Origin of the sequence: Allobosea sp. NPDC003192 (assembly GCF_050275675.1) — a bacterium.
In the GTDB taxonomy this organism is placed as follows: domain Bacteria; phylum Pseudomonadota; class Alphaproteobacteria; order Rhizobiales; family Beijerinckiaceae; genus Allobosea.
The window spans coordinates 180,408-201,904 of sequence record NZ_JBNNPK010000007.1 but is presented as its reverse complement, the minus strand read 5'-3'; the positions used below and the strand labels follow the sequence as shown (position 1 = coordinate 201,904).

Annotated in this window: 16 protein-coding genes; 5 read left to right on the top strand and 11 right to left on the bottom strand. The window is 66.7% G+C overall.

Annotation, left to right across the window (positions count from 1 at the left end):
- Positions 1–9: 9 nt before the first annotated feature.
- Positions 10–885, bottom strand: coding sequence for a helix-turn-helix domain-containing protein (locus tag ACQKLX_RS12270; protein WP_427361853.1), 876 nt, complete (start codon positions 883–885; stop codon positions 10–12).
- A gap of 127 nt (positions 886–1,012) precedes the next feature.
- Between ACQKLX_RS12270 and pobA the strand changes: the two genes are divergently transcribed.
- Complete coding sequence (gene pobA, locus ACQKLX_RS12265) at positions 1,013–2,182, top strand: 4-hydroxybenzoate 3-monooxygenase (RefSeq protein WP_427361852.1); 1,170 nt, start codon at positions 1,013–1,015, stop codon at positions 2,180–2,182.
- A gap of 39 nt (positions 2,183–2,221) precedes the next feature.
- Here the strand turns inward: pobA and ACQKLX_RS12260 are convergent, their stop codons facing one another.
- The 10 genes from ACQKLX_RS12260 to ACQKLX_RS12215 all read right to left on the bottom strand — a co-directional run bounded on the left by ACQKLX_RS12260 (position 2,222) and on the right by ACQKLX_RS12215 (position 16,863).
- Positions 2,222–3,622, bottom strand: a complete 1,401-nt coding sequence (locus ACQKLX_RS12260) for a mannose-1-phosphate guanylyltransferase/mannose-6-phosphate isomerase (RefSeq protein ID WP_427361851.1) — start codon at positions 3,620–3,622, stop codon at positions 2,222–2,224.
- Positions 3,623–3,776: 154 nt separating this feature from the next.
- Positions 3,777–5,189, bottom strand: coding sequence for an HlyD family type I secretion periplasmic adaptor subunit (locus ACQKLX_RS12255; RefSeq protein WP_427361850.1), 1,413 nt, complete (start codon positions 5,187–5,189; stop codon positions 3,777–3,779).
- Positions 5,190–5,197: 8 nt separating this feature from the next.
- Entirely contained in the window at positions 5,198–6,937 is a 1,740-nt protein-coding gene (locus ACQKLX_RS12250; protein WP_427361849.1) for a type I secretion system permease/ATPase, read from the bottom strand.
- Between the two features lie 233 nt (positions 6,938–7,170).
- Positions 7,171–9,441: a right-handed parallel beta-helix repeat-containing protein gene (locus ACQKLX_RS12245; RefSeq protein WP_427361848.1), complete on the bottom strand. Its 2,271-nt coding sequence runs from the start codon at positions 9,439–9,441 to the stop codon at positions 7,171–7,173.
- Between the two features lie 431 nt (positions 9,442–9,872).
- Positions 9,873–10,172 carry a hypothetical protein gene (locus ACQKLX_RS12240; RefSeq protein WP_427361847.1) on the bottom strand — a complete coding sequence of 100 codons (300 nt, stop codon included), beginning with the start codon at positions 10,170–10,172 and terminating at the stop codon, positions 9,873–9,875.
- Complete coding sequence (locus ACQKLX_RS12235; protein WP_427361846.1) at positions 10,169–12,331, bottom strand: GumC family protein; 2,163 nt, start codon at positions 12,329–12,331, stop codon at positions 10,169–10,171. The genes ACQKLX_RS12240 and ACQKLX_RS12235 overlap by 4 nt, the downstream gene beginning before the upstream one ends.
- A 112-nt stretch (positions 12,332–12,443) precedes the next feature.
- Positions 12,444–13,919 (bottom strand): exopolysaccharide biosynthesis polyprenyl glycosylphosphotransferase, encoded by a 1,476-nt coding sequence (locus ACQKLX_RS12230; protein WP_427361845.1) that lies wholly within the window; start codon positions 13,917–13,919, stop codon positions 12,444–12,446.
- Between the two features lie 46 nt (positions 13,920–13,965).
- Positions 13,966–14,976, bottom strand: coding sequence for an NAD-dependent epimerase/dehydratase family protein (locus ACQKLX_RS12225; RefSeq protein ID WP_427361844.1), 1,011 nt, complete (start codon positions 14,974–14,976; stop codon positions 13,966–13,968).
- A gap of 106 nt (positions 14,977–15,082) precedes the next feature.
- On the bottom strand, positions 15,083–15,880 hold the full coding sequence (locus ACQKLX_RS12220) for a WecB/TagA/CpsF family glycosyltransferase (protein ID WP_427361843.1): 798 nt from the start codon (positions 15,878–15,880) through the stop codon (positions 15,083–15,085).
- Positions 15,880–16,863, bottom strand: coding sequence for a UDP-glucuronic acid decarboxylase family protein (locus ACQKLX_RS12215; RefSeq protein ID WP_427361842.1), 984 nt, complete (start codon positions 16,861–16,863; stop codon positions 15,880–15,882). The genes ACQKLX_RS12220 and ACQKLX_RS12215 overlap by 1 nt, the downstream gene beginning before the upstream one ends.
- 290 nt (positions 16,864–17,153) lie before the next feature.
- Between ACQKLX_RS12215 and ACQKLX_RS12210 the strand changes: the two genes are divergently transcribed.
- The 4 genes from ACQKLX_RS12210 (at position 17,154) to ACQKLX_RS12195 (ending at position 21,284) form a co-directional block, all read left to right on the top strand.
- On the top strand, positions 17,154–18,485 hold the full coding sequence (locus ACQKLX_RS12210) for a polysaccharide biosynthesis/export family protein (RefSeq protein ID WP_427361841.1): 1,332 nt from the start codon (positions 17,154–17,156) through the stop codon (positions 18,483–18,485).
- Positions 18,486–18,516: 31 nt separating this feature from the next.
- Positions 18,517–19,926 (top strand): mannose-1-phosphate guanylyltransferase/mannose-6-phosphate isomerase, encoded by a 1,410-nt coding sequence (locus ACQKLX_RS12205; RefSeq protein ID WP_427361840.1) that lies wholly within the window; start codon positions 18,517–18,519, stop codon positions 19,924–19,926.
- Between the two features lie 65 nt (positions 19,927–19,991).
- On the top strand, positions 19,992–20,423 hold the full coding sequence (locus tag ACQKLX_RS12200; protein WP_427361839.1) for a hypothetical protein: 432 nt from the start codon (positions 19,992–19,994) through the stop codon (positions 20,421–20,423).
- Between the two features lie 39 nt (positions 20,424–20,462).
- Positions 20,463–21,284, top strand: a complete 822-nt coding sequence (locus ACQKLX_RS12195; protein ID WP_427361838.1) for a methyltransferase, TIGR04325 family — start codon at positions 20,463–20,465, stop codon at positions 21,282–21,284.
- The last annotated feature ends 213 nt before the right edge of the window (positions 21,285–21,497 follow it).

Here is a 21,497-nt window from a genome sequence, read left to right as displayed (position 1 = left end):
ACAATCCCCCTACCCCGCAGCCCGGTACTCCGACGGCGACATTCCCGTCCGCGCCGCGAAGAAGCGGGAGAAATAGGCCGGGTCGGAAAAGCCTAGTCGGAAGGCGATCTGCGAGACCGGCGAGCGCGTGTAGACGAGGTCGCGGCGGGCTTCGATCATCAGCCGGCCCTGGATCACCCGCATAGCGGAATGGCCGAGGAGCTCGCGGCAGACGCGGGTCAGATGCGGGCCGGTAACCCCAAGCGCCTCCGCATAGGCATCGAGTGGCTCGTGCGTATGGAAATGACTCTCGACGCGCTCGATGAAGCGCCGGACCAGTAGAGCGCGCGCATCGTTCGAGCCGCTGTTCGCCACCGCATGCGAGCGTGCGGTACGCGCGAACCAGATCGCGATCAGTCGCGCATGGGCGGCTAGCGCGAGCTCGCGGCTGCCCCGGTTGCGGCCGAACTCGACCAGCGCCGCTTCCATGCTCGCCGCAAGTTCGGCGATGCCGGCGTCGCCCGGCCCTAGCCTGTCGACGAAGGCCTCGCTCAGCACGGCCCCGAGCGCGGGCTCGGCCTCGATCAACGGCGTCAGCGTCGAGGTCGTGACGCTGGCGACGAAGCCCTCGGTGTCCGGATTGAACCGGAACTCGTGGATCGCCAGCGGTGGCAGCAGCAGGACCGTTCCAGGAATCAGGCGGTGCTCCACACCGTCGATCCGCACCAGTCCGCCGCCCGAGGCGATCAGGAAGAACTGGGCCATGTCCTGATGGCGATGCGGCTCGATCCGCCAGTCGCGCGGGGCGCTGCGGGCGCTGATCCGCTCGATATGCAGCGGATCCGGGAAACGCTGCTCGCGCGGCTCGTCATAGAGCCAGTAGGCGGGCACCGAAGCGAGTGTCATCGCACAACCCAATGTTCGTTTTGTCCAAGAGGTTGGGTGAAAGCTCCATTCCGGTCAAGCAGATTGGATGGCAGATTCGCGTGAAAGTACCGGGCCCCACGCCCGCATTGAATCATGGGAGGGCGCCATGCGCACGCAGGTCGTCATCGTCGGCGCCGGGCCGTCGGGCCTCTTGCTCGGCCAGCTGCTGAGCCGCCAGGGCATCGACAACATCATCCTCGAGCGCAAGAGCGCCGACTATGTCCTCTCGCGCATCCGCGCCGGCGTGCTCGAGCGGGGCACGGTCGATCTGCTGCACGAAGCCGGAGTGGGCGCACGGCTCGCCGAAGAGGGCCTGCCGCATGACGGCTTCTCGCTTGCCTTCGAGGGACGCCTGCAGCGCGTCGACCTCAAGCGCCTGACCGGCCAACAGGTCACGGTCTATGGTCAGACCGAGGTGACGCAGGACCTGATGGAGGCAAGGCAAGCCGCCGGCACCACCACCTTCTACGAGGCTGAGGACGTCGAGCTGCATGATTTCGACGGTACTTCGCCGCGCGTCAGCTTCACATTCGAGGGCAAGCGGCGCGAGATCGCCTGCGACTTCATCGCCGGCTGCGACGGCTTCCACGGCATCTGCCGCGCCTCGGCACCACCAGGTGCGATCAAGACCTTCGAGCGCGTCTATCCGTTCGGCTGGCTCGGCCTGCTGGTCGACCAACCGCCGGCGGCGCATGAGCTGGTCTATGCCAGTTCGCCTTTCGGCTTCGCGCTCTGCTCGATGCGCTCGCAGACCCGCAGCCGCTACTATGTCCAGGTGCCGCTCGACGAGAAGGTCGAGGCCTGGTCGGATGCCCGCTTCTTCGACGAGTTGCGCCGGCGCGTGCCGGACGAGGTCGCCGCGGCGGTGACGGCTGGGCCGTCGCTGGAGAAGAGCATCGCCCCGCTGCGCAGCTTCGTCGCCGAGCCGCTACGCTTCGGCCGGTTGTTCCTCGCCGGCGATGCCGGGCACATCGTGCCGCCGACCGGCGCCAAGGGGCTGAACCTCGCCGCCAGCGACGTGCACTACCTGTTCGAGGCGCTGCGCGAGCACTATGCCGAGCGTTCGAATGCCGGGCTCGACGCCTATTCCAGCCGGGCGCTGGCGCGGGTCTGGAAGGCGGTGCGCTTCTCCTGGTCGATGACCAACCTGCTCCACCTTTTCCCCGGGGCGAGCGCCTTCGACCAGCGCATCAGGCGCGCCGAATTCGACTATCTGGCAAGCTCGCAGGCCGCGCTCACCAGCGTGGCGGAGAACTATGTCGGCCTGCCCTATTGAGGCACCTTCGCGGCCATGTGAATCCCGATCAGGCCCATCTCAGCAGCGCTGGTAGATGTCCTCGATGCGAATGATGTCGTCCTCGCCGAGATAGGAGCCGACCTGCACCTCGATGATCTCGAGCGGGATCTTGCCCGGATTGGCCATGCGGTGGACGCAGCCGATCGGCAGGTAGATCGCTTCGTTCTCATGCACCAGAATGGTCTCGTCGTCGCGTGTCACCTGCGCTGTGCCGCGGACCACGACCCAGTGCTCGGCACGATGATGGTGCTTCTGCAAGGACAGGACGCCGTTCGGCTTGACCGTGATACGCTTCACCTGATGGCGATCGTCGAGATCGACGGAGAGGTATTTGCCCCAGGGCCGGTGGATCTCGCAGTGACTGGCGGCTTCCGGCTCGTGGTTCGCCGCGATCACCGCGACGACGTCCTTGACCTTGTCTGCCTTCGCCTTCGGCGTCACCAGGATGGCGTCGCGGGTGGCGATGACAGCGACATCGTCCAATCCGACGACGGCGACGACTGCGCCCTCGGAGCGGACCAGGTTGTTGGCACCATCGAGCACGTAGCCGCGGCCCTGGACGACATTGCCGTCCGCGCCCTTCTCGGAGAGCTGCCAGACCGCGCTCCAGTCGCTGACATCCGACCAGCCGAAATGGCCGGCGATCACCGCAGCCGTCTCGGCGTGCTTCGGGGGAGGCGGCTCTACCGCCAGCGCCGGAAGACCGGCGAGACCATCGGCTTCGAGCATGCGGATCCCGAGATGGGCCATCATCGTCGCGGCGTTGCCGATCGCACCCATGGCAGCCGCCCGGAGCCTGGCCTGCATCGTCGCCGCATCGAAGACGACATTGCCCGAATTCCAGAGGTAGCCGTCGGCGAGATAGCGCGCCGCCAGCGCCGCATCTGGCCTCGCCGCGACCTCCTCGACCTCGCGCACGCCCTCGCCGATCTCCACCCCCGGGCGGATATAGCCATAGGCGGTCGCCGGATGGCATGGCGGTATTCCGATCGCGACGATGCGCCCCTGCGCCGCGACGGCTGCGGCCCTGGCGCAGGTCTCGACGAAGAGCCTGCCATCCTGCACGACATGATCGGCCGGGAAGATGCCGACAAGCGCGGCAGCGCTGCGCGCCAGGCCAAGCTCGGCCGCGATCGCGGCCGCGGAATGTGCGCCATGTCCGGCAGGCTCCGGCACGATCTCGGCGCGCAGGTCGATCGCCTGCAACTGGTCGGCCACGGTGAAGCGATGCTCGGCGCTCACCACCACGATCGGCGCCTCGAACACGTCGGTGTCGGACAAGAGCCGGAGCGTGCGCTGGAAGGTAGAGTCGCGTCCGAACAGTGGGATGAACTGCTTGGGCATGGTGTCGCGGGCGGCCGGCCACAGGGCAGCACCATGTCCCGTGCACATCACGACGGGGATGATCTTGGACGGCATGGGGCGGCTCCCGAAAACGGCTGCTGATCGCGCCGCAATTCTGGAAAAGAATCGAGCGCGCTCAAGCGGCCATCTCGGCTGATCTCCGAAGCGAAGAGACCGTCCCTTTCGGCGGGCGGCCCACTCCCTCGGCCTACCCCATCCGCGCCCGGTTTCATTCCTCCCTGAAGCTGGAGCGCATCGAGTCGGCCAGCGGTTGCATCAGATAGGCGATGGCGGTGCGCTCGCCGGTCGGCACATAGACCTCGGCCGGCATGCCAGGCCGGAGCTTGGCCCTGACCTTGGGCGGGAAGCCCGAGGCGGAGACGCTGACCCGCAGCTCGTAGACCATCTGCTGCAGGACCTCGTCGCGCAGCGCGTCGGCGGCGACCGATTTGACCTCGCCGACGGTAAAGGGCGTCGCCCGGCCCTTGAAGGACGGCAGGCGCACTTCGGCGACCATGCCCGGATGGAGGTTGTTCACATCCATCGGGGAGACCTTGGCGGTGACGATCAGGTCGTCGTCCTGCGGCACGATCTCCATCAGGGTCTCGCCGGGCTTGACCACCGCTCCGACGGTATGGACCTTCGAGGCCACGACCCGCCCGGCGCGTGGCGCCCGAACCTCGGCGCGCGCCAGCACGTCCTCGGCGATGCGCAGCTTCTCCCTCGCGTCGGCGAGCTTCACCCGGCATTCGGCGAGCCTGGTCGAGGCCTCTTCCGTGGCGCGCAAGCCGATCTGGTTCATCTGCAGCCGGATCTCGTCATTGGCGACCGATAATCGCGCCATGTCGGCCTCCAGCGAGCCCATGCGGCCCTGCAAGTCGGTCAGCGATCGCTTGAGCGGGTTGATCCGCGTCGCGGCGACATAGCCCTTGTCGGCAAGAGGCCGCAGGTTGCTGAGCTCGTCATTGATGCTCGCCGCCTGCCCGATCGCAGCCTCGCGCTGCGCCTCGCTCGACTGGTACTGCTTCTCGGACTGCGTCAGCCGCTCCTTGAGGATGGAGACTTCCAGCTTCTGGGCGGATTGGCGTTCCTTGAACAGGCGTTCCTGGTCGAGCATGATCCGGCGCGCCTCCTTGCTCTCGGCCGCCTCCACCAGCTCGCTCGGGAAGGTGATGTGGTCGAGCCGGTCGATCTCGGCGATGAAGCGCGCCTCCTCGCCCAAGGCTTGCAGCACACCGAGCCGCGCCACGCTGCGCTGGGCTGCCGCATGGGTCGAATCGAGCCGCAGCAGGATTTCCCCCGCCTTGACGTCGGCGCCGTCCCGCACCGCGATTGCCTCGACGAGGCCGCCTTCGAGATGCTGGACCGCCTTGCGGTCGCTCTCGACGACGACGCTGCCATGCGCCACGACGGCGCTGTCGAGACGCGCGGTCACCGACCAGAGCCCGCCGGCCCCGAGCACGAGCACGACGACGATGTAGCCGCTCCGGACCGGCGCGCGCCAGTCGCCACCCTCGACAGGCGCGCCGGTACGGCTGAGCCATCGTCTCGCAACCGCCCGCAGGACCGCGACACGCCGGCGCCAGGCCGGGCTGTTCAGGGCGAGCTTCATCTTGTCGAGGAGAGGCTTCATCGTGCTCATGAAGGAGTTCATCGCCGCGCCCACCTTGCTGCCGAAAGCGGCTCGACCTGGCCCGTCTGGCCGCGCTGCGGCGGGTGGATGCGTGCGCCGCTGCCCGGCTGCAGCAGCACCGGCAGAATCTCGTCGCGCCCGCCGACCCTGACCGCCTGGCCCTTCTGCATCAGGATGATCTTGTCGACCTGGGAGAGCAGTTGCGGACGATGGGTGATCACGACCACGATCGCGCCGGCCTCGCGCAGGCCCGAGAGAGCACGCGCCAGCGCGGCATCGCCATCCATGTCGAGATTGGCGTTCGGCTCGTCGAGCACGACCAGCGCCGGCTGTCCGTAAAGCGCCCGCGCCAGCCCGATGCGCTGGCGCTGCCCGCCGGACAGGGTCGCTCCGCCCTCCCCGATCTGCGTCGCATAGCCGTCCGGGAAGCCCTGGATCAATTCATGCGCGGAGGCGGCCGAGGCGGCGGCAACCGCGGCCTCATCCGTCGCGTCGGGGTCGAAGCGGGTGACGTTGTCGCGCACGCTGCCGGCAAACAGCTCCACATCCTGCGGCAGATAGCCGAGAATGCGGCCGCGCTGCTCGTCGGGGAAATGCCGGATGTCGTTGCCATCGAGCCGCACGACGCCCTGGACCGGCTGCCAGACCCCTACCAACGAGCGCGCGAGCGAGGACTTGCCGGAACCGGTCAATCCGACCACCGCCGCGATCTCGCCAGGTTCCACCTCGAACGAGACATTGTGCAACAGCAGGGCGTTCCCGCTCGGGGCACGCACGCTCAGCCCCTCGACACGCAGCGCGCCGGCCGGCTGCGGCAGCGTCATCGGCCCGGCGTCCTGCGACGGCGCCTTCAGGGTGGTGCTCAGCCGCTGGAAGGCACTGCGAGCCGAGACGAAGCTCTTCCACTGGCCGACGGCGCCCTCGATCGGCGCGAGCGCCCGGCCCATGATCAGGGACGCGGCGAACATCGCGCCCGCGGCCATGCTCTGATGGATCGCAAGATAGGCACCGACGCCCAGGACCGCGCATTGCAGCGCGAGCCGCAGCAGTTTCGTCACCGCCAGCAGGGTCCCGCCCCGGTCCGCGGCAGCGGTATGGTGGATCAGCGCCTGCCCGCGCTGGCGCTGCCATTCGCCGCGGATCGGTTGGCCCATGCCGAGAGCCTTGATGACCTCGGCATTGCGCAGCGAGGCAGTCAGTCGCTCGTTCGCGCCATGGCCGAGCTCGGAGGCCCGGATCAGGGAACCCTTGGTGATGCGTTCGTTGAGCAAGGCGACGCCCAGGATCGCGATGGCGCCGAGCGTGGCGACCGCGCCGATCGCGGGATGCAGGATGAAGCAGAGGCCGAGATAGATCGGGATCCAGGGCGCATCCATCAGCGCCGGCACGAGGCTGCCGGAGAGCGTCGCCCGCAAGGTCTCGACATCGCGGATCGGCAGGGTCGGCGAACCCTTCGCGTCAAGCGCACCGCGAAAGGCGGCTTCGAACGCCGGTTCGGACAATGCCCGGTCGACGCACAGGCCGAGCTGGACGAGTGCGCGGCTGCGGAAATGCTCGAGCGCGGCATAGGCCGCGAACAGCACGAGCACGATCAGCGAGAGCATGGCCAGGGTGGTGCCGTTCCGACTCGTCAGCACCCGGTCGTAGATCTGCATCGTGTAGAGGGGGGACACGAAGACGAAGAGATTGAGGACGAAGGAAAGCCCGAAGAGCGAGGCAAATGCGGGCGTCAGTTTGCGGACCGTTTGCGAGAGCATTCGTCGGTTTCCATGCGCGATCGCGACCGGCAGCAGAGCCGACATCGCGCGGGTCGATCGTGGGATGGGTTCGAGACGCGACGCGACTGACCCTGGACGGCGGCAACCCGGCCGCGAAGGCCGGGTTGCCTCTGAGCCCGTTCCGATCGGCTCGTGCCGCAAGCCGATCGGTAAGACGGTCTCCGAGTTGAGGATGAGGGCCGGTTTCCGGCTCTCCAGGCAGCTCCCGAAGGCTACCAGTGCCAGTGCGAGAACCGGTGACTGTGGTCGTTGTCGCCATCGTCATGGCGCCATTGGTTGCCACGCCAGTCGCCGCGGCCACCCACCTGGTTGCCGGTGTCGTCATCGACCGCCAGGGTCTCGCGTTGAGCGTCCCGCGACCCGTTGCGACCGCCCCGATCATCATCGTCGTCGCGCCGCGCCCAGATCTCCTGGAACCAGTTGCGACCGCCGCCGTGACCGCCCCAGCCATGGTGGCCGCCCCAGCCCGAGCCCTGGCCCGGATTCGACGGAGTACCCGGTTCGGGCTCCGGCAGTGACGGGACCTCCGGGATCGTGATCACATCCGGGTCTTCCCCCGGATTCGTCACGGGGATTTCGGTCGATGGCGTCTCGGGTTCTGCCGTGACCGGCGGGGTCTCCGTCGTGGGCTCGTCCGGTCCCGCCGTGACCGGAGGCGTCACCGGCGTTTCGGGCTCGGCGGTGACCGGAGGTGTGACAGGCGTTTCCGGCTCGGCAGTGACCGGCGGCGTCACCGGTGTCTCCGGCTCCGGCGTGACCGGCGGCGTCACAGGGGTGTCGACGTCAGGCACGGTGCCGGCGAGGGACGATCCGATCGAGCCGAACGGCGCGGATTCGACACCATGCGCCTGCGCCGCCGATCCGGAGACGAAGCTGTAGTTGCCGCCCGCGGCATCGGCGAAGCCGGCCTGGCTGGTCATGACGCTGCCGGCATCGCCACCACGCTGCTGGAAGCCGGCCAGCGAGAGATCGGCGACCGTCAGCTCCCCGCCATTGGGATTGTAGTAGACGTTGTCGTGGATCAGGCGCGGATCGGTCTGATCGGTATCGATCGTGTTGCTGCCATCTCCCGAGACTTCGATGAAGTTCTGGTAGGTCTGGTTGCCCGTGATCGGATGGTCGTCGGCAACGATCGTCGAGATGCCGTACTTCCCGTTGTCCAGCAGCGTGTTGTCGTGGATCTGGTTGTTTGACCCGCCATGGATGAGAATGCCGCTGAACGTCGTTCCCTGGACGAAGTTGCCGTAGATCTGGGCGTTGCTCGCCATGTTGTCGAGATAGATGCCGGAGCTCCAGTTCTCGGCGAAGCCGCCGTCCTTGGTGTTCAGGCCGCCGGTGTCGACGATGTTGTTGTAGCGGATGATGTCCCCCGCCGCCCCGGAATCATCGGCCGAGAACAGGTAGATGGCGCCGACATCCGGCGTCTGCTGCCCGGAATGGCGGATATCGTTGTACTCGATGACATTGCCGCCCGACGGATTGCCAGGATCGTAGTTGATCTCCGCGATGCCGAAGCGCGGCACATTGGTGATCGTGTTGTGATCGATCTGGTTGCGGGCCGACTCCTCCATGGAGATCGAGCCGTGCTGAACGAAGGCCTCGTTCGAGCGGTCGATGACGTTGTTCGAGATCTGATTGCCGCTGGTTCCCGGCGTCAGCGCGATGGCACTCGACCAAGTATGCTCGAACCTGTTGTCCGAGATCACATTTCCGCTGCTGCTGCCGTGCAGCGCCACGCCGACGCCGACATTGACGAAGTGGTTGCCTTCGATCTTCAGCCCGGCCGCGTCATGCGCCTCGATCGCCGCAGTCTCGGGGTCTCCGGTCTTCGCCGCGGTATCCGCGAAGGTCAGCCCCTTGAAGCTGACATTCTTCGCGCCGTCGACGACGAACAGGCTGTGGTCGTCGGAGACGACGGCGCCCTCACCGGTAAAGCCCTCGGGAGCCTTGTAGCGGACAGTCTGCGTCGCACTGTCGTAGGACCACTCGCCGACATCGTCCGGTGTCTTCTCAGAGACATAGAAGCGGCTTGCAGGACCGAGGTCGTAATTGGCTTCCGAGGTGAAGGTGACCACATTACCCTGCACCGAGGCGATGGTCAGCTTGTCGTTGGCATAGCCGTTTTCCGAGAAAACGGTGATCGTCTGGCCGACTTGCGGGGCATGGCCCGCCGGAAAGTCCGAAGGATCGAACGCCATCGACTTCTGCGGGTCGTACCCGTTCGGCAGATCCTGCCCCCAGAGCCAGCCGCCCTTGACCGGATCGTTGGGATCGACGTCGGGGAAGCGGCTCTGGGTCTGCTGCACGCCATTGACCGTGAGCTGCTGAACCTGGTCGGCATCGACATGGGCCGTCCAGATGCCGTCGGCACCCTTGGTCCAGCCAGTCACCGGCGTGCCGCCGCTGATGACGACCTCCTGCCCGGACATCGCCAGGAAGGAAGACCCTGAATCGGCGGAAGTCAGCTTGAGGGCGTCGTCCACATGGTAGGTCCCTCCAGCAAGGTAGACCGTGTCCGCTCCATTGCTCTGGTGCATGGCTTGGATCGCCCGCTCCAGCGTTTGGAAAGATGACGTCCCATCTAATCCTGTATTGTTGTCGTTTCCAGTTGCCGAGACGTAAAATGTGGCCATAAAGGGGCTCCTTTTTTGGCTGGAACACTCTAAGTGATCGCAGCCTAGATACCCTTCCGGCGTGATTCGGTTCTACCCAGCCCAATGAATCCTTACTCTGAGGGATTAGTTCATTCGGACTAATCGTCTTTTTTTGGCACAATATATCAATGGATTGTTTCTTGCTCGCGGCAGCGCCAGCCCTGTTGATGAAACCGCATCGCCAGCCGAATCCGTCCGCAGGCGCCGCGAATCGAGCCACCAAACAGCCTCAATCCTGAAACCTGAGGTTGGCCTGACGATCAACTCGACACGGCCTGATCGTGTCCACCCTCCGAGTCGGAGTGGCAGACCGTCAGGTGATGGTCGCAGAACCGGGCGCTCGCAGCGAGCCGATCGACATAGGCCCGGAAGGCGGCCAGGGTCGCGACCGGGCGCTGGCAACCATCGCAGATGACGAGCGCCTCGGCCGACAGATCGCTCGGCAGATGGACGGCGGGCGAGCCGCAGGCCTGGCAGCTGAACCCACCGCTCGGCGGTGCCGGCGCGCCAAGGTCCGGGGCCGCGAGCAGCGCCGCATAGCGATGCAAACGACTGCTCATGCCGAGGCCTGATAGAAGGACTTGTAGTTGCGATAGACGCGGCCGCGGTCGGAGACGTCGTAGCGGCCCTGCTCTTCGAGATCGACGCCGTTGAGAACGACACCCGCGACGTCCAGCCCCAGCCTGGCGAGGTGGTCGAGCGTCGCGGAGACCGTGCTCTTCAGCGTGTCGTTCCATCTGACGACGTGCAGCACCGTATCGGCGTGCTCCCGCAGCAGGGCGCTGTCGGCCGAGAGCAGCACGGGCGCCACCTCGAACAGGATGACGTCGTAGCGCGCCCGCGCCTCGCGCAGCATCGCCTCGAAAGCCGGATTCGAATAGACGTTCTGGCTGTCGCGCAGGCCGGAAGCGCGCCGAACCGTGGCGACCGGGCTGGTGCCCGGACCACCGGCGTCGCCGACCTGGGGCAGGCACTGGTCGAGCAACGCCTCGTGCGGGAAATTCTGGCCTAGCAGCAGGCGCCGGGGCGAGCCGTCGACCACCAGCACGCGCTGTCCCATCATCGCCAGCACGCGCGCCATGGCGGAAGCGACGAAGGACTTGCCCTCCCCCGGCGCGGACGAGGTGATCAGCACGAATTTGGGCGGATTGCTCGGCGGGAACAGCTCAGCCACCATCGAGCGCACCGCCTCGGCGAAAACCAGGCTCTCCAGCCCGCCTGGGTAGTGCTCCAGATTCGGGAGGAGCCCGACGCAGTTGGTCCGTGTTTCCGCGGCGAACTCGTTCTCGCTGCGGAAGCCGCGATCGCGCTTCTCCAGCAGATAGGAGAGTCCGGCCCCGGCCATCAGCCCGCCGACCGTGGCGAGACCGAGTACCAGCGAGGGCTTGGCCGAGCTCGGCAGCGAAGGGACATCGGCCGGCGCCACGATCTGGGCGATGATCGGCCGCAGCTCGCTCACGGCGCTGGCCTGCTGATGGGCGTCGGAGAGCTGCTTCAGCCGGTCGCGCGCCGCCGTCGCTTCAGCCTGCAAGGTGCGCAGCTGGCCCTCGAGCCCCCTCGCCTCGATCGACTTGGTCTGCAGCGCCGCGACGCGATCGCGCAGCGCCGACTCGGCGGCGCGCGCGGCCTGGACGTCGGTCTCGATATTGGCGACGGATTGCGCCAGCTGCTTCTGCAGCCGCTCCTGCACGGCGGCAAGCGACAGCCGCAGCCGCTGCACGGCGGGATGACGCTCGCCGGAGACCGCCACCATCTCGTCGAGAGCCCGGCGCGCCTTGCCCTCCTCGTCGAGGAGCTGCTGAACCACCGGCGAGCCGCCTAGGTCGCTGGTCTGCGGGATGTTGCCCGCGGCGAGGGAGACCTGCGCGCGCTGCAGGCGGGTCTCCTCGGCGAGCCGCGTGGCGGAGGTCGCGTTGAGCTGGGTCAGCATGTCGCGAAGCTGCTGCTGCTGGATATCGGCACCGTCCTGTCCCAGCTCGACGAAGCCAGTCCGGACCCGGAAGGCCTCGATCTCCTTCTCGATCCGTCCGAGATTGGCGCGGGCCTCCTGGGCCTGTGCGCCATACCACTGGCTGGAGCGCTGCGAGGCGCTGGTGGTCGCCTCCATCTTGCGGCGCAGATATTCGTTGCCGAAGGCGTTGACGATCAGCGCCGCGCGATCGGGATCGGTGTCGCGATAGGTCAGCGTCACCAGATAGGCCTTGGCATCGTTGCTGACGCCGAGCGCGCCGAGCAGTTTCTGGGCGGCGACATCACGTGCGGTCGGCTCTGCCGATCCGCCGCCGAAGCCGGAGAGATTGCGCAGCGTATGGCGTACCGAGGAGGGAAACACGAGTTCGGCGGCGCCCGTGAACAGCCTGGAGACCGCCGATGGCTGGCTCGGTGTCGCCTGGTCGAGACCGAGGCGCGCGGCGACCGCGCGAGCCGTGGCGAGCGAGCGCATGATCCGCGCTTCGCTTTCCACAAGCGTGGACGCTTCGAGCGCGACGCTGCTGACCTTGCCGCCGCCGCCGTTGTCTTCCCGCGTGAAATCGAACTGCAGCACCAGGTCGGCGGTGTAGCGCGGCGGGGTCACCGTCAAATAGAGCGCGGCCGCCAGTGCCGTTGCGCAGGTTACGGCGAGGATCAGCAGCCGCCGCCGCCAGAGCATGGAGAGGAAATCGAAGGTCACCGCATCGTAATGCTTGGCGAGCGTCGCCGGAGGACGGTGGCTTCGCATGTCACTGAAGAGATCCATGATCCCGTGCCTCGCCTGCTGATTGAGCCGAGATGACGATCGGGGCTGGCCGGCGCTGCGCGGACGACCAGCTCGAACGGAATTGGCCTGCGCGCTATTTCGCGCCCCGCCCGTGGAGAACGGCGGGAACGGTCTGCAGCAGGACGTAGAAATCGAGCCAGAACGACCAGTTGTGGATGTAGAAACTGTCCTGGCGCTTCTGGACCGCGAGGTCACCGTCGCTGCGATCCGTCACCTGCCAGAGACCGGTCAGACCGGGCGGCACGCTGGTCCGCAGCGCCTGGAAGGCGGTGTCGAAGCATTGATTGTGATAGGCCGGGAACGGTCGCGGTCCGACGATGCTCATATCGCCGCGCAGGACGTTCCAGAGCTGTGGCAGCTCGTCGAGGCTGGAGTGGCGGATGAACTGCCCTATCCTCGGCAGGATCCGCGGATCGTCCGAGAGCTTGAAGAAGCGCTCCCATTCCTGCCGTGCCGCGCTGTCGGCCTCCAGATGCGCGGCGAGCCGCGCCTCGGCATCGGCATACATGCTGCGCAGCTTGTAGACCTTGAAGACGTGGCCGTTACGGCCGATCCGCGGCTGGGCGTAGAAGGCCGGCCCGTTGTCGACCGCCTTCACCGCGAGCGCGAGCAGCGCGACCACCGGCACGGCCGCAAGGGCGATCGGAACCGCGACGATCAGATCGAGCATCCGCTTCAGGCGCAGATTGCGCGGCCTGTGGATGGCGCTGCATAGCTCGAGCCCGAGCAATCCACCCATGGCCCGCAGCTGCGGATTGAGGACCTGGAGCGTCGAGGCGTCGTGGACGACGAAGATCTGGCGCAGGGGCAGGCGCGCCAGCCAGTCCGCCTTCTCGACGTGCAGGTCGCCAGAGGCGCACAGCGCAACCTCGATCCCCGGCGAGATGATGTTGGCCTGGCCGCGGGTGATCACCGGGAGGTCGGCGATCTCCGGAGCATCCGAGAGCGTATCGTCCTCATCGTCGGTGAGGATCGCGACCGGCTTCAGGCCGAGCTCCGGCCGCGAGGCCAGATCGCGCGCCAGGGCCAGGCACGCCGGCATCGTGCCGTAGAGCACGGTGGGAGCGGACCACAGGTCGCGCCGCACCAGCGAACCGCGGATCAGCGCCTCGACATAGTAGCCGAGCAGTACCGTCAGACCCGCGCCGGCAATCACGAGGCCCCAGAGATGATTGGACGGCCTGGCGACGAGAAGCCAGGCGAGCACGACGGCAGCGGCGACGACATTGCCGAGCGTACGCCGGCGCAGGCGGTCAACCGGTTCGGCCCGTTCCGAACCGTACAGACCATAGCCGGCCAAGGAGCAGCACAAGGCCAGCGCCCAGACCAGGACCAGGCTCGCCATGTCGGTGTCCGTATCGGACGCTGCGACGACCGCGCCGAGCTGCAGGACGCCGGCGACGATCGTCAAGGTGACGAGATCCCCCACCAGCAACGCGGCGGCGACCAGCCGCCTCCGCGTCGCCGGATTGACGTTGGCGCCGGGCCGCCGGCCCGGCTTTGCCATGCCGATCGAAACGGGCACGACAGTCGTGATGACATCCGGCATGGCAAGCTCCCGGGATCTCGGTCGGCTACGGCGAAGTGCGGACGCGCTACTGCGCCGCGATCGTGGGGATCGTCTCGATGCCAGCCTCGCGCTCGGCCCTCGCCTTCACCTCGCCCGCGATCCAGGCATAGGTCGGGATCAGGCCTTGGCCGAGATGGATCGATGGCTCCCAGCCGAGCACTTCGCGCAGGCGGTTGTTGTCGCTGTTGCGCCCGCGGACGCCTTGCGGGCGATTGGTGTTGAAGCGCTTGTGGATCGTCTTGCCGGCGATCCCGGCGATGATGTCGACCAGCCCGCTGACATCGACCAGTTCGTCCGTGCCGAGATTGAGCGGCTTGGAATAATCCGAGCGCATGATGCGGTAGATGCCCTCGACGCAGTCGTCGATGTACATGAACGAGCGGGTCTGCTTGCCGTCGCCCCAGACCTCGATCGCATCGCCCGATTTCGCCATAGCGACCTTGCGGCAGATGGCGGCCGGCGCCTTCTCCTTGCCGCCGTCCCAGGTGCCGAGCGGCCCGTAGACATTATGGAAGCGGACCAGTCGGGTCTGGAAGCCGTAGTCCTCGGTGAAGTACTCGCACAGCTTCTCGGTGTAGAGCTTCTCCAGCCCGTATCCCGGCTCGGGATCGGCGGGAAAGGCATCATCCTCCTTCAGTGGCACGACCGAGGGCACATCCTGGAGATATTGCGGATAGACGCAGGCCGAGGAGGAGAACAGGAAGCGCTGGACCTTGGCGTCATGGGCCGCCTTCAGCATGAGCGCGCTGATCATCGTGTTGTTGAAGGTGATCGAGGCGTGCGCGCCGGAGATGTAGCCGATGCCGCCCATGTCCGCGGCGAGATTGTAGACCTCGTCCATACCGCGGACGGCCTCGCGACAATCGTCCATCTCGCGCAGGTCCAGAATGCGGAATTCATCTGCCGAGCTGGCTTGGTACTCCGGATCCTTGATATCGACGCCTCGGACCCAATAGCCTCGATCCTTGAGGTAATTCACAAGATGGAAGCCGATAAAGCCACCAGCGCCTGTAACCAGCACAGATTTTCTGGACATTACTTCGCTCCACTGAAGAATGGAGCTCAGTGATAGCGTTTTTATCTTTTTAAATCAGGTGGTTAAACCGAACTATACCCCTTTTGAGACGACCTGTCTCTTGGGGTTAGGCCTCCCTCTTGGGGGCAACCGCGAGCGCTGTCTTCTGCCGGAGCAGTTGCAGGCTGGCGCCGACCATGAACTGCGGCACGATCTTGCCATAGCGCCGCCAGAGCCGGCGTGGCTCCGACAGCAGCCTGAACAGCCATTCGAGGCCACGCTTCTGCATCCAGGCCGGGGCCTGGCGCTTGGTGCCGGCCAGGAAATCGAAGGCCGCGCCGACGCCGATCATGACCGGCGCCTCGATCCGGTCGAGATGTCCGGCCATCCAGTATTCCTGCTTCGGCGTGCTGAGGCCGACCCAGACGATGTCCGGCCGGGCCGCGTTGATCATCCGCACGATCTCCTCGTCCTCCTGCGCCGACGAAGGCCGGAACGGCGGCGAGAAGGTGCCCGCAACGGCAAGGCCCGGAAAGCGCGTGGTGAGGCGATCGCGCAGACGCTCGGCTAGGCCGGGCGCACCGCCGAAATAGTACTGGCGGTACCCCTTCTCGGCCGACAGCTCCGTGAGGCGCAACATCAGATCCGGGCCATAGACCCGTTCAGTCTGGCCATGGCCGAGCTTGCGCGTCATCCAGACCAACGGCATGCCGTCCGGCGTCACCATCCCGGCACGCTCGTGGATCGCCATGAGCCGGGCATCCGACTGGCTCTCGATCACGCCATGGACGCCGGTGATGCAGACATAGTTGCGCGCCCTTCGGCCGATCCAGTCCTCGACCGTGCGCAGGGCGTCCGCCATGGTGATAGCGCTGACATTGACGCCCATGATGCGTGCGCGGGGAAGCGGGTCTGCCGGCGCCATCAGCTCGCCCTCGCGACCTCGACCCGCCGCACGGGGTCGTGCATCGCCGACAGGACGCCGTCGAAATAGGCGATCGTCCGCTCGAGCCCCTCCTGCAGCGGCACTTTCGGTACCCAATGCAGCAATTCCTGCGCCTTGCTGATGTCGGGGCAGCGCTGGCGCGGATCGTCCTGCGGCAGCGGCCGGTAGACGATCTGCGAGCGCGAGCCAGTCAGCGTGACGATCAGCTCGGCGATCTCGGCCATGGAGGTCTCCACCGGGTTGCCGAGATTGACCGCGCCGTCCAGCGGCCGGGTCGCGTTCATCAGGCGCATCAGTCCCTCGACCAGGTCGTCGACGAAGCAGAAGGCGCGGGTCTGGCGGCCATCGCCATAGAGCGTGATCGGCTCGTTGCGCAGCGCCTGGACGATGAAGTTCGAGACGACGCGGCCATCCTCGAGATTCATGCGCGGCCCGTAGGTGTTGAAGATGCGGGCGATGCGGATCTCGACGCCATGGCGCCGCTGGTAATCGTAGAAGAGCGTCTCGGCGCAGCGCTTGCCTTCGTCATAGCAGGCGCGCGGACCGCTGATGCTGACCAGTCCGCGATAGTTCTCGACCTGCGGATGTACATCCGGATCGCCGTAGATTTCGCTGGTCGAGGCCTGCAGGATCGGGATGCCGAGCCGCTTGGCCATGCCCAGCATGTTGATCGCGCCGAGCACGCTGGTCTTCGTCGTCTGCACGGGATCGCGCTGGTAGTGCACTGGCGAGGCCGGGCAGGCGAGATTGTAGATCTCGTCGACCTCCAGATAGAGCGGGAAGGTCACATCGTGCCGCAGCACCTCGAAATTGGGCTGGCCCAGCAGCGCGCTCAGATTCTCGCGGCGCCCAGTATAGTAGTTGTCGACCGCCAGGACCTGATGCCCTTCGGCGACCAGGCGCTCGCAGAGATGGCAGCCGAGGAAGCCGGCGCCGCCTGTGACGAGGATACGCTTCTGCATGTCTGAGCTCCGCCGGATCGTGCACGGGAAGGAGCCGAAAGCTTTGCTGCAAGCGCCGCATTCTCAAAGGACGCTTTGGGAGGTGAGCGCCGCGGCGACAACAAGGAAGGGCTACTTCCCACGCGACGCGAGGCGGCACCCCGGCGCGGCGACGGCTGCCGGGCTCGACTATGGGATTAATCCGGTGGCGACGCGCCTTGGCCCGAATGCCGAAGCGGAAAACGCCGCTGGTCCTGACATCCTGCCCGCATCGCAGCGCCATGCTTTGGGCAGGACGGTCGGAGCTAGCCTTGGACGCGTCAATTCAATCCCGCAACTTTCGCCCCGCATCCGGAACCCTGGCGCTTGCCGCGCCCTCGGAACGACGTCGGCTCGGGCCATTCGTCCTGGCGCTGATCGCCTGCGTACTGGTCCTGATCGCGACGGCCTCGGCCGCAGAGCGCGAGGCCGCCGACACGCTCTCGATCGGCGACAAGGTGACGATCTCGGTGTTCGGCCAGACCGACCTTTCCGGAGACTTCGTCCTGGACGGGTCGGGCGCGGTCAACATGCCGCTGGCCGGCCGGATCAGGATCGCCGGGCTCTCGGCGCCTGAAGCGGAAGCCCGCATCCGCAGCGCGCTGATGGACGGCTATCTGCGCGATGCCGTGGTCAGCCTGCGGGTCGCGGAGCTGAAGCCGGTCTACATCATGGGCGAGGTGCGGTCGCCGGGAACCTATCCGTTCCGGCACGGCCTCAACGTTCTCGGCGCGGTGGCGCTCGCCGGCGGCTACCGGGTCGGCGACGAGTCGCTCGCCGTGCTCAAATCCGAGCTCCTGCTCGCCGACGAGCGCGAGCAGTTGCTGAACGCCTCGCTGCAGACGCTGATGGCAAGGCGCATGCGACTGGAAGCCGAGCGCGATGGCGTGAAGCAGCTCGTACCCGACGCGCGCATCTCGGGCAGCGCCCAGATCTTGGCCGGCGAGCAGGAGATCCTCGACTTCCAGCGCCGGGCTCGCGAAGGCGAGCGCGACTTGCTGAGTCAGCAAGTCGCGCGTCTCCAATCCGAAAAAGCCGCTCTGACCGAGCAGGCCCGACTGGTCGAGCGCCAGGTCGAGCTGACGCGCGAGCAGTCGAGCGAATACAACAAGCTGGCGACGACAGGCCATGGCCTGCGCACCGTCCAGGTCGAGCGCGAGCGCGACTATGCCCGCACGCAGGGCGAAGCCGCGCGCCTGCGGGCGGAACTGGCCAAGAGCGAGACGGCGCTGGGCGAGCTGATGCTGCGGCTCCGCGAGCTCGACACCACCTATATGCGCCGCGTCGTCCTGGAGCTCCAGGAAACCAGGCAGAAGATCCTCGAGGTCGAGCGCAGCCTCCCGACCGCGCGCGAGATCGCCGAAAGCCGGCGCCGCAGGGTGGTCGCGAGCCAGGGCTCCAGCGTGGCAGCGGATTGGGACATCCAGATCACGCGGCAGGCCGGGCTCACGCCGGTGACACTCCAGGCGAAGTTCGAAACACCGCTGCAGCCAGGCGACATCGTCCAGATCGCTCCGAAGGCGAGGTCGATCGAGGGCGCGCTCCCCGGAGACCAGGCGAAGCCGCCGATGCGCCAGATCACGGGTCTCGCCAGCCAGCAGTGACTCCGTTGCAGCTCACGCCGAGAGGGTCGACATGCCCGCGAAGATACGTCCGATCATCATGTGCGGCGGCGCTGGGACGCGGCTGTGGCCGACCTCGCGCAACTCCCTGCCGAAGCAGTTCGCCATGCTGCTCGGCGAGCGCTCGACCTTCCAGGACACGGTCCTGCGCCTGCGTCACAAGCTGTTCGATCCGCCGCTCGTCCTGACCAACCGCAATCACCGCGTCCTGGCCGAGCGGCAACTGGCGGATATCAGCGCCGAGGCCGAGATCGTGCTCGAGCCCGACCGGCGCGATTCCGGCCCCGCCATCCTCGCCGGCTGCCTGCTCGCGGAACGTCGCGAGGCGGAGAGCACCGTCCTCGTCGTCGCCTCCGATCATCTCGTGACCAATCGCGCAGCCTTCCGGCACGCCGTCGTCAGCGGCCTTCCGGCCGCCCGCGCCGGGCGCCTCGTGACTTTCGGCGTGGCGGCGCAACATGCCTGCACGGATTATGGCTGGATCGAACCCGGGATGGTGCTCGAAGGTGAAGCCCGGCATGTCGATCGCTTCACCGAAAAGCCGGATGGGCACCGCGCCGCCGAATATCTGCGCCGACGCTGGCTGTGGAATTCCGGCAATTTCCTGTTCGGCGCGCGCAGCCTGATCGAGGAGTACCGCACCTTCGAACCGGCGACAGTGAGCGCGGTCGAAGCGGCCGTTGCGAACGGGGCTGACGAGGCCGGCGCCTTTGCACTGGCGTTGGACGGGTTCGTCACGGCGCAGAGGCGCTCGATCGATTTCGCCGTGATGGAACGCACAGACCGGGCCGCTGTCGTCGCCATGGCCTGCGGCTGGTCCGACATCGGCAGCTGGGATGCGCTCTGGGCGCTGAGCGACCATGACGGCAGCGGCAATGCCCGCCGCGGCAATGTCGAATTGGTCGACGCGCACAACTGCCTGGTCTCGACCGACGGGCCGATGACTTCCGTCCTCGGCGTCGAGGACCTGATCGTCGTGGCGAACCGTGATGCTGTGCTGGTCGCCGACCGCAACCGTGCGGGCGAGGTCAAGCAGGTCGTCGAGCTGCTGCGCAGCAAGGGCTGCAGCCAGGCCGAGACGCATGCGAGCGTCCACTGCTCCTGGGGCTCCTACCAGATCGTCGATGCCGGCGACGGCTTCCAGGTCAAGCGCATGATCGTCGCGCCCAAAGGGCGCCTGCTGCTGCAGAAGCACCGCTTCCGTTCGGAACATTGGGTAGTCGTGCGCGGAACCGCCACCGTGACGGTCGGCGAGACCATCGGTCACTTCGGCAAGAACGAGCATATCTTCATCCCGCTCGGAGCGGTGCACCAGCTCGAGAACAGCGGCTCCGGGCCGCTCGAACTGATCGAAGTGCAGAACGGCAGCTATCTCGGCGAGGACGACGTCATTCGCGTCGACGAGGTACGGCCGCAGATCTGAAGGCGATGCCCGAACCCGGCCGAGCGAGGAGAGACGGCTCTCCACCGGCCAAAACGGAGGGATCCTTGACCAGTTCGGAGAAGCACAGCCGGGACGATGGCAGCAATGCCCGTACCGCCCCGTCGCTTCCGGCGGTCCGGCATTCCGCCTTCGCGAAACACTGGCTCGCGGTTGACGACGGCGGCGCCGAGCTGACCAAGGCGGTGTTCGGCGCGCCCGCCCGGCGGGTGCCGCCGCGGCCTGCCCCGAACGAGCCGCCGATCTCCCGTTCCCCGCCAGCCACGGCGCAGGGCGCGTCGGCCCCCGGCCGCCTGCGAGCGACGGTGGCGCTGGTGCTGTTCGTCCTGGCAGTGCTGTTCGCAGAACCCGCTGCCAGGCTGCTGGGGCTGGCGCCGCGGCCGGAAACCTCTGGGACGGCCGACGTCTCGCGGCCGGGCAAAGCACCCGCGTCGAAGCCCGGGGCTCGCCCCGAGGCGAAACGCGCTGGCGAGGCCTGAGCGATGTCGGCCATGGCAACATGGAAACAGAGCCTACGCGTGACGGCCCGCACGGCGTCGACGCGCTGGCCGGGCATCACCCAATTGCGCCGGAAGCTCTACGAGGCCCACTTCCGCGCCGGGAGATATCACTGCGGCTACAGCGGCAGATATGCGAGCTTCGAGGCAGCTGAGCGCTCACTGCCAACCGGGCTTGCCGGCTTCGACCATGACGCAATGGCGGATATCGACCACTACACCACCTTGTCCGGCGGCATCGAGCCGATGCCGGCGACCGAGTACCCGGTGCTGTTCTGGTTGCGTAGAGCGCTCGACGACGGCGCCAGGACACTGCTCGATCTCGGCGGCTATGTCGGGCACGCCTTCCATCAGTACGACCAGTACCTTTCCTTCCCTGATGACTTCCGCTGGACCGTCTTCGACCTTCCGCACATCATCCGGGCCGGACAGGCACTCGCCGCGCAGCAGCCGACGCCGCGCCTGAGCTTCACCAACAGTGTCGACGACGGCTGCGGCATGGACATCCTGCTTGCGGCAGGCTCGTTGCAATACCTGCCCGAACATTACCTGCACGAGCGTTTGAACGCCTGGCGGAGGCGCCCGCGGCACCTGATTGTCCAGCGCCGGCCGCTCCATGCGTGGCATTCCTTCGTGACGATCCAATCGGTGATCACACGAACAGGACAAGTCTCGTTCTGCCCCTACAGCATTCCGGCGCGCACCGAGTTCATCGATGGCCTCGTCGCGCTCGGCTATGAGCTCGTGGATTCCTGGGAGAAGCCACGCAGCCTCGACGTGCCGTTCCATCCCGAATGCCATGTCGAGACCTATTCGGGGCTCTACTTCCGGCTGAGACCCTAGGCAGCCTTGCGCCCGACAGACCAAGATTCGATCCAACATATTGTTATCAAATATGAATTTCTAAAATTCCGACCCTCATTTCGGCCCGAAGCTTTGGCCCCCGCTCACCGCGCTCCACCCGCATCCACAGCTCTTTCGAGCATGCCTCGCCCGGCCAGAAACTCTGACCTTACGTCATCTGCGTGTGGCGCACGGCAATTCTGGGAAGATGGC

Bases quoted from the DNA above. Each gene is read 5' to 3' on its own strand.
- ACQKLX_RS12270 (WP_427361853.1), bottom strand. From the start codon at position 885: ATGACACTCGCTTCGGTGCCCGCCTACTGGCTCTATGACGAGCCGCGC.
- pobA (WP_427361852.1), top strand. From the start codon at position 1,013: ATGCGCACGCAGGTCGTCATCGTCGGCGCCGGGCCGTCGGGCCTCTTG.
- ACQKLX_RS12260 (WP_427361851.1), bottom strand. From the start codon at position 3,622: ATGCCGTCCAAGATCATCCCCGTCGTGATGTGCACGGGACATGGTGCT.
- ACQKLX_RS12255 (WP_427361850.1), bottom strand. From the start codon at position 5,189: ATGAGCACGATGAAGCCTCTCCTCGACAAGATGAAGCTCGCCCTGAAC.
- ACQKLX_RS12250 (WP_427361849.1), bottom strand. From the start codon at position 6,937: ATGCTCTCGCAAACGGTCCGCAAACTGACGCCCGCATTTGCCTCGCTC.
- ACQKLX_RS12240 (WP_427361847.1), bottom strand. From the start codon at position 10,172: ATGAGCAGTCGTTTGCATCGCTATGCGGCGCTGCTCGCGGCCCCGGAC.
- ACQKLX_RS12235 (WP_427361846.1), bottom strand. From the start codon at position 12,331: ATGCGAAGCCACCGTCCTCCGGCGACGCTCGCCAAGCATTACGATGCG.
- ACQKLX_RS12230 (WP_427361845.1), bottom strand. From the start codon at position 13,919: ATGCCGGATGTCATCACGACTGTCGTGCCCGTTTCGATCGGCATGGCA.
- ACQKLX_RS12225 (WP_427361844.1), bottom strand. From the start codon at position 14,976: ATGTCCAGAAAATCTGTGCTGGTTACAGGCGCTGGTGGCTTTATCGGC.
- ACQKLX_RS12220 (WP_427361843.1), bottom strand. From the start codon at position 15,880: ATGGCGCCGGCAGACCCGCTTCCCCGCGCACGCATCATGGGCGTCAAT.
- ACQKLX_RS12215 (WP_427361842.1), bottom strand. From the start codon at position 16,863: ATGCAGAAGCGTATCCTCGTCACAGGCGGCGCCGGCTTCCTCGGCTGC.
- ACQKLX_RS12205 (WP_427361840.1), top strand. From the start codon at position 18,517: ATGCCCGCGAAGATACGTCCGATCATCATGTGCGGCGGCGCTGGGACG.